We start from the raw sequence: 12,677 nt of genomic DNA on the forward strand, positions 1-12,677 counted from the left end.
CAACCCTCCTGGTCGCGCTCGACCCGCCCGCAACGACCAGTGCGCTGTCCGAGCACGCCGGAAGACCCCGATCGTCGTGCACGAGGGCAACGCCGTCCCGGGCATCGCGAACAAGTTCGCCGCCCGCTACTGCACGCAGCACGTGAAGACCTCGTTCCCGGGCACCGACCTGCCGCACGCCGAGTACGTCGGCCTCCCGATCCGGCGGGCGATCTCGACCCTGGACCGGGCCGCGCTGCGCGCCGAGGCACGCCGGTTCTTCGGGCTGGACCCGGACGCGCCGACGCTGTTCGTGACCGGCGGCTCGCAGGGCGCCCAGCGGCTGAACGAGGCCTTCGCCGGCGCAGCCGCCGACCTGCAGGCGGCGGGGATCCAGGTCCTGCACGCGATCGGCCCGAAGAACACCCTCGAGGCGCCCCGGACCGGTGGGTACCCGTACGTCGTGCTGAACTACGTCGACCGCATGGACCTGGCGTACGCCGCTGCCGACCTGGCCGTCTGCCGGTCGGGCGCGAACACGGTCACCGAGGTGTCCGGGGTCGGACTGCCCGCGATCTACGTTCCGCTGCCGCACGGTAACGGTGAGCAAGCCCTGAACGCGAAGCCGGTGATCGACGCGGGCGGCGGGCTGCTGGTGGACAACGCGGCGGTGACGCCGGACTGGGTTCGCGCCACCGTCCCGCAACTTCTGCACGACTCGGCGCGTCTGACAGCCATGTCCACAGCAGCGAAGGGTCTGATCCGCACGGACGCCGACGAGCGATTGGCGCGGATGATCCTGGATGTGGTGGGGTCTGCTTCGTGATCGTCACCGCTCCTGACACCACGCTCCCGGCGGAGAAGCTGGGCAGAGTCCACTTCGTAGGCATCGGCGGCGCCGGCATGTCCGGGATCGCCCGGATCATGGCGTCCCGCGGCATCGAGGTGTCCGGCTCCGACGCCAAGGACGGGAAGGTGCTGGCCGCGCTGCGCGCGCTCGGCGCCACCTGCTGGGTCGGTCACGCCGCCGAGCACGTCGCGGACGCGGACACCGTGGTGGTGTCCACCGCGATCCGCGAGACCAACCCCGAGGTGGTCGCCGCCCAGGCCGCCGGGATCCCGATCCTGCCGCGGGCCGCCGCGCTCGCCTCGGTGATGGTCGGCCGCCGCACGCTGGCGGTCGCCGGCACGCACGGCAAGACGACCACCACGTCGATGCTGACCGTCGCGCTGCAGCACTGCGCGGCCGATCCGTCGTACGCGATCGGCGGCAACCTGAACGAGTCCGGGTCGAACGCGCACGACGGCACCGGCGACCTGTTCGTGGCCGAGGCGGACGAGTCGGACAAGTCGTTCCTGACCTACCGGCCCGAGGTGTCGATTGTCACGTCGGTCGAGCCGGACCATCTGGACAACTACGGCGACGAGGCCAGCTACCGGCTCGCCTTCGAGCAGTTCTGCGACCGGGTGATCCCGGGCGGCTTCATGGTGATCTGCTACGACGACGCCGGCGCCCGGCGGCTCGCGGAGTTCGCCCGCGAGCGCGGCATCGACGTCCGCACGTACGGCGAGGCCGGCGACGCGGACATGCGGGTGACCGAGATCACCGCGACCGGCGCGACGCAGTCGTTCGTGCCGGTGTACCGCGGGCGCAAGCTTCCGGTCGTCCAGCTGCAGCAGGCGGGCAAGCACAACGCGCTGAACGCGTCGGCCGCGCTGACGGTCGGGCTGGGGCTCGGGTTCTCGGCCGCCGACCTGGCCGAGGGGCTGGCGTCGTTCACCGGGACCGGCCGGCGGTTCGAGTTCAAGGGGCTCGAGGACGGGGTGCGGGTGTTCGACTCCTACGCCCACCATCCGACCGAGCTGGCCGTCGACCTGACCGCGGCCCGGCAGGTGGCGGGGGAGGGGCGCGTGGTCGCGTGCTTCCAGCCGCACCTGTTCAGCCGGACCAGGATCTTCGCCACCCAGTTCTCCGAGGCGCTCGCGCTGGCCGACGAGGTCGTCGTGATGGACGTGTTCGCGGCCCGCGAGGACCCGGAGCCCGGTGTCACCGGCGCCCTGATCGCGAACCACGTGCCGCTGAAGCCGGACCAGGTCCGGTTCGAGCCGTCGTGGTCCGCCGTACCGCAGGTGGTCGCCGACCTGGCCGAGCCGGGCGACCTGGTGGTCACCCTGGGCGCAGGTGACGTGACGCTGATCGGCCCGGAGGTCGTCGGTCTGCTGGCTGAACGGGCCGCCGCCCGCGAGTCTGCGGCCGAAGCCCTCGCTCCTGTGGTGGAGTAAAAGGGTGGGGTCGACTGAATGAGCCAGAGCGCTGATCTGGCTCGGGCACAACAGCGGTTCGCGCGCCGGCAGCGTCTGGTGCGATGGCGGAGCTGGCTGCCGTGGGCGATCGGTGGCGCCGTGCTGGTGTTCGGCGGGCTGATCGTCTGGCTGTTCTACTTCTCCGCCGCGCTCGCGGTCGACGGCGTCCGGGTGAGCGGGGCCGACACGGTGCCGGTGGCAACGATCGAGAACGTGGCCGAGGCGCCGGTGGGAACCCCGCTGGCGAAGGTCGACCTGAGTGCGATCGCGACCCGGGTCCGGACCATTCCGGCGGTGGCCGACGCGCAGGTGACCAGGGCCTGGCCGAACAAGGTCGTGATCGTGGTCACCGAACGAGTGCCGGTGGTGGTCGTCACCGACGGCTCGCGGTACGAGCTGGTGGACGCGACCGGGACGGCGTTCAAGTCGGTGCCGGACCGGCCGGCCGGACTGCCGGAGGCGAAGATCACCGGCGCCCGGCGGGACGTGACGATCAGTTCGGTGGTGACGGTTTCGGCCGCGCTGCCGTCCACACTGCGGGCACAGGTGCGGTCGATCTCGGCAGCGTCGCCGGACTCGATCACCCTGAACCTGGGGTCCGGCGTGAAGGTCGTTTGGGGCAGTTCCGATGACAGCGCGCGCAAGGCCGAGGTACTCAGCGTGCTGATGAAGCGCAAGGCGACCGTGTACGACGTGTCGGCGCCCGATCTCCCTGTCACCAAAGGGGAAAAGCGGTGACGAGTCACATCACGGGAGAGTGCGGCGAGGCGCGTGGACTTTGGCCGGAAGCGTCCCGTACCGTGCGTCGTAATCTAAAGTTGACATAAGTCTAAGCATCCACTTGAGGTTCAGTCTTTTCGCTGGACAACGGGAAACGAACGAGGCGAGAGGCGCGGACGTGGCGGCACCGCAGAACTACCTGGCACTCATCAAGGTCGTCGGCATCGGCGGAGGCGGCGTGAACGCCGTCAACCGGATGATCGAGCACGGTCTGAAGGGCGTTGAGTTCATCGCCATCAACACCGACGCGCAAGCGCTGTTGATGAGCGACGCGGACGTCAAGCTCGACATCGGCCGCGAGGAGACCCGCGGCCTGGGCGCCGGGGCCAACCCGGCGATCGGGCAGAAGGCCGCCGAGGACCACGCGGAGGAGATCGAGGAGGCGCTGAAGGGCGCCGACATGGTCTTCGTCACCGCCGGCGAGGGTGGCGGCACCGGCACCGGCGGCGCGCCGGTGGTGGCCCGGATCGCCCGGTCGCTCGGCGCGCTGACCATCGGTGTGGTGACCCGGCCGTTCTCGTTCGAGGGCAAGCGCCGCGCCACCCAGGCCGAGGACGGCATCAGCACCCTCCGCGAGGAGGTGGACACGCTGATCGTGATTCCGAACGACCGGCTGCTGACCATCTCCGACCGCGCGGTGTCGGTGCTGGACGCGTTCAAACAGGCCGACCAGGTGCTGCTGCAGGGTGTCTCCGGCATCACCGACCTGATCACCACGCCCGGCCTGATCAACGTCGACTTCGCCGACGTCAAGGCGGTCATGTCGAACGCCGGCTCGGCGCTGATGGGGATCGGCTCGTCGCGCGGTGAGGACCGCGCGGTCGCGGCCGCCGAGGCGGCCATCTCGTCTCCGTTGCTCGAGGCAAGTATCGAGGGCGCGCACGGGGTGCTGCTGTCGATCGCCGGTGGCTCCGACCTGGGCCTGTTCGAGATCAACGAGGCGGCCCAGCTGGTGTCGGAGTCGGCGCACTCGGACGCCAACATCATCTTCGGCGCGGTCATCGACGACGCCCTCGGCGACGAGGTGCGGGTCACCGTGATCGCGGCCGGTTTCGACGGCGGGATGCCGAAGCGGCGCGAGCAGGCGATGAACTCGGCCCGTCCGCAGACGTCCCGTCCGGCGGCCGGATCGGAGAGCCAGCCCGGCTACTCCGCCCCGATGCAGTCGGGCAGCCCGGCGTCCACCCCGCCTGCCGCGACGCCGCCCGCCGCGACGCCGCCGTCCGCTCCGCCGACCACGGGGACCCCAGCGCCGACCCCGGCTGCTTCGCCGCAGCCCGCGTCGGTGCCGTCCGCGAACGGTCAGGCCCCGAGCAACCAGCCGGCGAACCCGCCGACGCCGACCGACAACACCGTCCCGGTGCCGGCCCCGACCGAGGGTCGTCCGGGCGCCGGCACGACGCACTCGGCGCGTCCGCAGGCCGGTGAGCCGGTCCGTCCGGTCTCGCCGACCGCGCAGCCCACGCCGCACACGCCGGCGTCGCCGACCACCCAGCACTCCTGGCCGGTCAACGGGCCGAGCAACGGGTCGTCCGGAGCGGCTTCCGGCACGTCGCAGCCCGGCCCGACCCGTCCGGCCCGCAAGCCCGAGCCCGAGGAAGACCTCGACATCCCGGACTTCCTCAAGTAAGCAGCATCCGGGCCGGTAGGCTCTGGATGTGTTCGGGTATGACGAGGTTCTCGACGACGTCCGCTTCGCCTTCACCGACCGCTTCGGCGGCGCCAGCAAAGCGCCGTACGGCGAACTGAACCTCGGCGGATCGGGTGAGGATCCGGAGCTGCTCGCGGAGAACTTCCGGAGGGTCGCGGACGCGTTCGGCGTCCGGCCCGAAGGCGTGGTCCGGGTCAGCCAGGTCCACGGCCGCGACGTGCATGTCGTCCGCCCCGGTGACGAGCTGCCGCCGGCCCCGATGCCGCGGGCGGACGCGCTGGTCACGACCAGGTCTGACGTGGTCCTGGCCGTGCGGGCTGCCGACTGCCTTCCGGTGCTGCTGGCCGGCGACGGCGTCGTCGGAGCGGCCCACTCCGGACGCAAGGGCATGTACGTCGGCGTCGTACCCGCGACCGTGGACGCGATGCGGGACCTCGGTGCGTCGCGGATCACCGCCGTACTCGGGCCGTATGCGTGTGGCAACTGCTACGAGGTGCCCGAGGAGATGCGGGCCGAGGTGGCCGAGCGGGTGCCGGCGTCGTACTCGGAGACGAGTTGGGGGACGCCGGCCATCGACGTGGCGGCCGGGGTCAAGGCGCAGCTGGCCGAGCTCGGGGTCGAGGTGGTCGACGCGACCGCGTGCACGATCGAGTCGGAGAACCTGTACTCGTACCGGCGCGAAGGGCCGGTCAGCGGGCGGCTGGCCGGCCTGGTCAAGCTGGGCGCGTGATGGCGATGCGTGAGCAGGAGCTGCGGGACAACCTGCGGCTGGCCCAGGAACGGATCGAGACGGCCTGTGAGGCGGCCGGGAGGTCTCCGGACGAGGTCACCCTTGTCGCGATCACCAAAACCTTCCCAGTCAGCGACGTACGGGCGCTGACAGCCCTCGGGGTGCGGGACGTGGGGGAGAACCGCGAGCAGGAGCTCAAGGCGAAGGCTCCGGACTGCCCGGACGCCACCTGGCACTTCGTCGGGCAGCTGCAGTCGAAGAAGGCTCGTTCGGTGGTCCGGTACGCGTCGGTGGTGCACTCGGTGGACCGCGCGTCGCTGGTGACCGCGCTCTCCAAGGCCGCGGTCGCCGAGGAACGGACTGTCCGCTGCCTGTTGCAGGTGAGCCTGGCGTCGTACGGATCGGCCGATGCCGCGACCGGCGCCGCCCGCGGTGGCGTCGAGCCTTCCGCCGTACCGGAGCTGGCTGCCGAGGTCGCCGCGGCGGACGGACTGGAGCTGGGTGGGGTGATGGCGGTCGCGCCGCTCGGATCGGACCCCGACAAGGCGTTCGCGGGACTGCATGAAGTAGCGTCCCGGCTACGCTCCGATCATCCCGGGGCCGACTGGATCTCGGCCGGGATGACCGGCGACCTGGACGCCGCGATCAGGCAGGGAGCGACACACGTGCGCCTCGGGCGCGCCTTACTCGGAACGCGTACTCCGCCGGGTTAGTGTCGACATCGAGCGGGTTTGCTTCCTGCTCACCGTTGTCGTCGAGACCGGATCGAGGGGCTGGAGGGCCATGAGCGGCGCGCTGCGCAAGATGGGTGTCTACCTCGGCTTGGTCGAGGACGGGGAGCGCTACAACGCGCGGTACGACGACGAGTACGACGACTACGACGAGTACGACGACGAAGCCGTCGACGGGGAGTCCCACGAGCCCGAGCCGGTCCCGGCCGGCCGGGAAGGCCGCGACGTCCGCGAAGCGCGTGAACCACGCGAGGAGCAGGGCGCGACGGTCAGCAAGTTTCCAGAACGACGTGGTGTCGCACCGTCCCCGGAGGTAACCGAGTTGGCCCGCATCACCACCGTGCACCCGCGCAGCTACAACGAGGCGCGAGTCATCGGTGAGCACTTCCGCGACGGCACGCCCGTCATCATGAACCTGACCGAGATGGACCACTCCGACGCCAAGCGGCTGGTCGACTTCGCCGCCGGGCTGATCTTCTGCTGCCGTGGCTCCATCGAGCGGATCACCACCAAGGTGTTCCTGGTCTGCCCACCGAACGTGACGGTGGCCGCCGAAGAGAAGGAGAAGATCGCGGCGGACGGCTTCTACAACCAGAGCTGACGCGACGCGCGTCTGCCACGGTTACCGCCGGTCTTCTACACTCATTGACGACATGGTTGCTCTAGCGCTCGTCCTCACGGTTCTCAGCTGGGTGCTGCTCGCCTTCTTCCTGATGTTGGTGGCGCGGTTCGTGCTCAGTCTGATCGTCATGTTCGCGCCGCAGTGGCACCCGAAGGGGCCGCTGCTGCTGTTCTTCGAGTTGATCTACTCGGTCACCGATCCGTTCCTGCGGCCGCTGCGGCGGATCCTGCCCCCGATCGGGGCCGGCGGGATCCGGATCGACCTGTCCATGCTGATGCTGTTCGTCATCGTCTCGCTGGCGATGTCGATCAACTCGACCGCCCTCCGGTCACTGTGACCCAGCGCACCGGAGGTGGTACGGAGCCGGTGAATCGCCCTTCGAGTCGGAGGGTGAGGACGCCGGGGACGGGGTAGGTACAGTCTCGAACACGGGCCGGTTCGTTGCTGGTGTCCGCCGGGCGATGGAGCGTTATCACCCGCCCGGATTCCGTTAGAACACAACGAAGCGATAACGTGATCTACTGAGTCGCCGGGGTGAAGGCCACGGGGACTCCGCCAAGACACAGACAAACGAGGTGAAAGATGCCGCTGACGCCGGATGACGTCCGCTCGAAGCAGTTCACGCCCGTCCGACTACGGGAGGGCTACGACGTCACTGAGGTCGACTCCTTCCTCGACGAGGTCGAAGCCGAGCTCGAGCGACTTCTCGCCGAGAACGAGGAGCTGCGGGCCAAGCTCGCGGCGGCCCAGCGCGCGGGTGCGGGGCAGGACCGGCCGGTCGACCAGACCGCCGCGCTGCCGCCCGTCGTGCAGCAGCCCAAGCCCCCGGTCGTGGTCGAGAAGCCGGAGGAGAAGCCACCCGTCGTCGCGCCTGTAGCGGCCGCGGGGGCTGCTGCGGCGGCAGGGACCGTCGGTGACGCCTCCAGCTCCGCGGTGCGGCTGCTGGAGATGGCGACCAAGCACTCCGACGACCTGGTCCAGGAGGCGAAGGACACCGCCGACAAGATCATCGGCGAGGCCCGCGCCAAGGCCGAGCGGCTGGAGAACGAGGCTCGTGGCAAGGCCGACCGGATGACCGGCGAGGCTCGCGCCCGCGCCGAGAAGCTGGACGGCGAGATCGCCGAGCGCCGGGCCCAGATGCTCGGCACGCTGGAGAAGCAGAAGGGTCAGCTCGAGCGCACGATCGACGACCTGCACGCCTACGAGCGCGAGTACCGCAGCCGGCTGAAGACCTACTTCACCGAGCAGCTCAAGGCTCTGGGCAACGGAGACGACACGCTGAGCCCGCGCAACGGCTTCCGCCCGGAGGCCCGCGCCCAGGCTCACGGTCACGGCGTCTAAAACCTCGGACAAGAGGCGGTGCTTTCCGGCGGCACCGCCTCTTCGTCATGTCTGGACACGTTTGACACAGGGTCCCGCGACGGTGACACCGAGTCAGGGCCAGACCAGAGGTTCCTTCCGGCCGCTCAGCGTCTCGACATCACTGAGCCGAAGCCGGTACGGCGCAAGCGCCAGCAATGAGGGTGATTCCCCGGCCGGACCATTTGGGAACACACTCCAGAAGTCGAAGCCCAGTGGGGCCGGCGCAGCCCGGTACAGCTCCCAGACTCGTTGCCGAGTCGCCGTATCGGTGACCCACTCCGCGGCGCAGTCCGCGACCGCCACCTCGTGGCCCGGTTCCCAGTAGGAACAACTGACATACGGGCTGTAGGCAAGGTGCCGGACCTTCACGGGTGTGGCCCGGGTGACGATCCAGCCGGTCAGCTCGTCGTCCAGCTCCCACAGCGGGTGCAGGATGCGGGTTCGCGGCCGGTTGTCCCGGCCGACGGTCGCGACAGTGCACCACACGATGCGGTGCGCCCGTTCCAGAAACTCCTTTTGCACAACCATGGTTGTAGAGTATCTGATACACAACCCGGGTTGTATAGTCTGGCGGCATGGAGTTCGATCCCGCCGATGCGGACCTGTCGTTGGCGTCGTTGTTCACCGGATGGGCGCTGGCTGATGAGCTCCAGCGCCGGCTCGCCGTCGAGGGGTTCGAGGACTCCCGGTTCGCGGACGGCGTGGTGTTCCAGCACCTCGTCAGCGGCCCGCTGACCATCAGCGCGCTGGCTGAGCGACTCGGTGTCTCCCAGCAGGCGGCGTCCAAGTCGGTCGTGGACCTGGAGAAGCGCGGTTACCTGAGCCGCGAACCGGACCCGGCCGACGCGCGGGCTCGGCAGGTGATCCTGACCAGCCGCGGTGAAGGTGTGATTGCGGCCGCGCGGCGGCATCGGGCCGCGCTGGATTCAGAACTTCGTCAAGCTTTGGGTGCCGACCGGGTCGAGCAGGCACGCCTGCTGCTGGTCGACACCATCAACCTGCTGGGCGCCGCCCCGGCCTTGCGGGCCAGGGCGGCGCGGCCACCTCGCTAGGCCTTCGTGAGCCAGTAGGTGAGCTGCAGGTCCTCTTCGGTGCCGGTGGCAACGTCGGCGGACTCCGACGGGGCCGCCTGGCTCAGCTCGAGGGCGAGCACCTCGCGGGCGATCTCGTCGGCGTGCTTGCCGAGGGCATCGGTCAGGTCGGCGTCGGTCGAGGTCAGCCAGACCCTGATCCGGTCCGACACCTCGAGGCCGGCGTTCTTCCGGGCCTCCTGCAACGTCCGGACCACCTCACGGGCCAGCCCGGCCTGCCGGAGCTCCGGGGTGACTTCGAGGTCGAGGGCAACGGTCTCGCCCTGCTCGTTCACCACCGACCAGCCCTCCCGCGGCCGCTCCGACAGCAGCACCTCGGCCTCGCCGACCTGGACGTCCGCGCCGTCGACGACGACCGTCGCCGTCCCGGACTCCTTGAGCGCGGCGGCCAGCGCGGCGGCGTCCGCGGCGGCGATCGCGGCCGCGACCACCGGGGTCTGCTTGGCGAACCGCTTGCCGAGCTCGCGGAAGTTTCCCTTGGCAGAGAACTCGACCAGGTCCGCGCCGGCCGAGGACAGCGGCTCGACCGAGCCCACGTTCAGCTCGTCGGCGATCTCCTGCAGCAGCTCGGGGGACAGGTCCGCGATCGCGGCCGACCCGACCAGGGCACGGGACAGCGGCTGGCGCGTCCGCACCTTCGCCTCCGCCCGCGCCGAACGGCCGAGCTCGACGACTCGGCGCGCCATCGACACGTGCTGCGCGAGTACGTCGTCGATGAGTGTCTCGTCGTACGTCGGGAAGGTCGCCAGGTGCACCGACTCCGGCAGGCCGGGCGTGACCGGGCGGAACACGTCCTGCCAGACCCGCTCGGTGACGAACGGCGTCAGCGGCGCCATCACCCGGGTGAGGACGTCGAGCGTCTCGTGCAGCGTGGCGAGCGCGCCGGCGTCACCGGCCCAGAAACGGCGGCGCGAACGCCGTACGTACCAGTTCGAGAGCACGTCGACGAACGAGCTGACCAGCAGACCGAGCCGCTGCGTGTCGTAGCCGTCGTACGCCTGGTCGGTGTCCCGGACCAGCCGGTGCGTCTCGCTGACCAGCCAGCGGTCGAGCACCGAGCGCTCGGCCACCGGCGGCGCGTCGGCCGGCGACCAGTCGGCGAGCCGCGCGTACAGCGAGTGGAACGCGACCGTGTTCCAGTAGGTGAGCAACACCTTCCGGACGATCTCGTTCAGCACGTTCGGGCCGATGCCGCGCGCCTTCCACGGCGACCCCGAGGCGGCCATGAACCAGCGCACCGCGTCCGCGCTGTGGTCGTCCATCAGCGGGATCGGCTCCAGGATGTTGCCCAGATGCTTGGACATCTTCCGGCCGTCTTCGGCCATGATGTGCCCGAGGCAGACGACGTTGCGGTACGACGACTCGTCGAAGACCAGCGTGCCGACCGCCATCAGCGTGTAGAACCAGCCACGGGTCTGGTCGATCGCCTCGCAGATGAAGTCGGCCGGGTAGGCCACCTCGAACTTCTCCCGCGACCCCTCGACCCACGGGTACCCCCACTGGGCGAACGGCATCGAGCCCGAGTCGTACCAGGCGTCGATCACCTCGGCGACCCGCCGGGACTCGGCGCCGCAGGTCGGGCAGTCGAAGGTGATGTCGTCGACGTACGGCCGGTGCGGGTCGGTGGCGCTCAGGTCGCGGCCGGCCAGCTCACCGAGCTCGGCCAGCGAGCCGACACACACCTGGTGGTCGTCCTCGCAGCGCCAGATCGGCAGCGGTGTACCCCAGTAGCGGGACCGGGAGACGGCCCAGTCGATGTTGTTGCGCAGCCAGTCGCCGTACCGGCCCCACTTGACCGAGTCCGGGAACCAGTTGGTCTGCTCGTTCTCCCGGAGGAGGGCGTCCTTCACCTGCGTGGTGCGGATGTACCAGGACGGCAGCGCGTAGTACATGACCGGGGTGTGGCAGCGCCAGCAGTGCGGGTAGGGGTGCTCGTACGGCACGTGCCGGAACAGCACGCCGCGCTCCTGCAGGTCCTTCACCAGCGCCTCGTCGGCCTTCTTGAAGAACTGCCCACCGACCAGCGGCACGTCGGCGGCGAAGTGGCCGTCCGACTCGACCGGGTTCACCACCGGCAGCCCGTAGGCGCGGCAGACCGCGAGGTCGTCGGCGCCGAACGCGGGGGACTGGTGGACCAAACCGGTGCCGTCCTCGGTGGTGACGTAATCGGCGAGTACGACGTAGTGCGCCGGCTCGGGGAACTCGACCAGCTCGAACGGGCGCTGGTACGTCCACCGCTCCATGTCGCGGCCGCCGTACTGACCGGTCACCGTCCAGCCTTCGCCGAGCGTGCCGAGCAGCGGCTCCGCGACGACGAGCGACTCGGTGCCGTCGGTGGCGACGACGTACTGCACGTCGGGATGCACTGCGACCGCAGTGTTTGAAACGAGTGTCCAGGGGGTCGTCGTCCAGACCAGGAGCGACGCCTGGCCGGCCAGCGGACCCGAGGTCAGCGGGAGGCGCACGTACACCGACGGGTCGATGACCGTCTCGTAGCCCTGGGCCAGCTCGTGGTCCGACAGACCGGTGCCACAGCGGGGGCAGTACGGCGTGATGCGGTAGTCCTCGACGAGCAGGCCCTTGTCGTGGATCTGCTTGAGCGACCACCAGACGGACTGCACGTACTCCGGGTCCATCGTCCGGTACGGGTGCTCCAGGTCGACCCAGTAGCCCATCCGGACGGTCAGCTCGTTGAACGCGTCGACGTGCCGCAGCACCGACTCACGGCACTTGGCGTTGAACTCGGCGATGCCGTACGCCTCGATGTCGTTCTTGCCGTTGAAGCCGAGCTCCTTCTCGACCGCGACCTCGACCGGCAGGCCGTGGCAGTCCCAGCCGGCCTTGCGCTCGACCGAGTAGCCCTTCATGGTCCGGTAGCGCGGGAAGACGTCCTTGAAGACGCGCGCCTCGATGTGGTGGGTGCCGGGCATCCCGTTCGCCGTCGGCGGGCCCTCGAAGAATGTCCACGGCTTGCCGCCGGCGGACTGCTCGAGACTCTTGGCGAAGGTGTCGTGCTCGTCCCAGTGCGCGAGCATCTCCCGCTCGAGCGCGGGGAAGTCCACCTGGGCCGGGACCTGCCGCCACGGAGTTGTTGCCATCGTCGTCGTCCTTCGTCGAGCCTGCTGCCTGCTGGACGAGGGACGAAGCTCCGGCCGGGTCGCCGGGGGCTGCGCGGTACCACCCTCCTTGGTGACCCGCGGGGGAGTCACCCACTTCCTTTCTGCGTCGCTGCCGGTTCTAATAAGTCGCTACGGACCGTTCTTCCGGCGGCTCCGGGGTGATGGCCCCATCACTGCCTTGCGGATCGCGGTTGTCAGTGTACGACTTCGTACCAGGCAACTACGAATCGTTAGATGACCGGGGCGGTGGGGCGGGGCAGTTAAAACCAGTGGTCAGGCAGGAATTCAGCGGTGAGAATTCTGCTGCG

Annotated in this window: 11 protein-coding genes and 1 pseudogene; 10 read left to right on the top strand and 2 right to left on the bottom strand. The window is 69.7% G+C overall.

The window, feature by feature from the left end; translation table 11 throughout:
* The 9 genes and pseudogenes from ACWCOV_RS36650 to ACWCOV_RS36690 all read left to right on the top strand — a co-directional run.
* A partial coding sequence (locus ACWCOV_RS36650) for a UDP-N-acetylglucosamine--N-acetylmuramyl-(pentapeptide) pyrophosphoryl-undecaprenol N-acetylglucosamine transferase (RefSeq protein ID WP_449833964.1) occupies positions 1-805 on the top strand: 805 nt, incomplete at its 5' end.
* On the top strand, positions 802-2,262 hold the full coding sequence (murC, locus tag ACWCOV_RS36655) for a UDP-N-acetylmuramate--L-alanine ligase (protein WP_449833965.1): 1,461 nt from the start codon (positions 802-804) through the stop codon (positions 2,260-2,262). The genes ACWCOV_RS36650 and murC, both read left to right, overlap by 4 nt.
* Before the next feature lie 18 nt (positions 2,263-2,280).
* Positions 2,281-3,021, top strand: coding sequence for a cell division protein FtsQ/DivIB (locus ACWCOV_RS36660; protein ID WP_449833966.1), 741 nt, complete (start codon positions 2,281-2,283; stop codon positions 3,019-3,021).
* 160 nt (positions 3,022-3,181) lie between these two features.
* Positions 3,182-4,429: pseudogene (ftsZ, locus tag ACWCOV_RS36665) on the top strand (cell division protein FtsZ); the annotation flags it as partial.
* Between the two features lie 292 nt (positions 4,430-4,721).
* Entirely contained in the window at positions 4,722-5,444 is a 723-nt protein-coding gene (locus tag ACWCOV_RS36670) for a polyphenol oxidase family protein (RefSeq protein ID WP_449833967.1), read from the top strand.
* Complete coding sequence (locus tag ACWCOV_RS36675; protein WP_449833968.1) at positions 5,444-6,157, top strand: YggS family pyridoxal phosphate-dependent enzyme; 714 nt, start codon at positions 5,444-5,446, stop codon at positions 6,155-6,157. The genes ACWCOV_RS36670 and ACWCOV_RS36675 overlap by 1 nt, the downstream gene beginning before the upstream one ends.
* Positions 6,158-6,227: 70 nt before the next feature.
* Entirely contained in the window at positions 6,228-6,776 is a 549-nt protein-coding gene (locus tag ACWCOV_RS36680; protein ID WP_449833969.1) for a cell division protein SepF, read from the top strand.
* A gap of 52 nt (positions 6,777-6,828) precedes the next feature.
* The gene (locus ACWCOV_RS36685) at positions 6,829-7,134 is read left to right on the top strand and encodes a YggT family protein (RefSeq protein ID WP_132206882.1); all 306 of its coding nucleotides are present in this window, start codon (positions 6,829-6,831) and stop codon (positions 7,132-7,134) included.
* A gap of 245 nt (positions 7,135-7,379) precedes the next feature.
* Positions 7,380-8,138 carry a DivIVA domain-containing protein gene (locus ACWCOV_RS36690; protein ID WP_132144064.1) on the top strand — a complete coding sequence of 253 codons (759 nt, stop codon included), beginning with the start codon at positions 7,380-7,382 and terminating at the stop codon, positions 8,136-8,138.
* A 93-nt stretch (positions 8,139-8,231) separates the two neighbouring features.
* On the opposite strand, the gene ACWCOV_RS36695 is transcribed toward ACWCOV_RS36690, so the two are convergent.
* Entirely contained in the window at positions 8,232-8,687 is a 456-nt protein-coding gene (locus tag ACWCOV_RS36695; RefSeq protein ID WP_449833970.1) for a pyridoxamine 5'-phosphate oxidase family protein, read from the bottom strand.
* Positions 8,688-8,734: 47 nt separating this feature from the next.
* Between ACWCOV_RS36695 and ACWCOV_RS36700 the strand changes: the two genes are divergently transcribed.
* Positions 8,735-9,211 carry a MarR family winged helix-turn-helix transcriptional regulator gene (locus ACWCOV_RS36700; RefSeq protein WP_449833971.1) on the top strand — a complete coding sequence of 159 codons (477 nt, stop codon included), beginning with the start codon at positions 8,735-8,737 and terminating at the stop codon, positions 9,209-9,211.
* Here ACWCOV_RS36700 and ileS read toward each other — a convergent pair.
* Positions 9,208-12,348: an isoleucine--tRNA ligase gene (ileS, locus tag ACWCOV_RS36705; protein ID WP_449833972.1), complete on the bottom strand. Its 3,141-nt coding sequence runs from the start codon at positions 12,346-12,348 to the stop codon at positions 9,208-9,210. The genes ACWCOV_RS36700 and ileS overlap by 4 nt on opposite strands.
* Between the last annotated feature and the right edge of the window lie 329 nt (positions 12,349-12,677).

The sequence above is a fragment of the Kribbella sp. NPDC002412 genome (assembly GCF_053592935.1).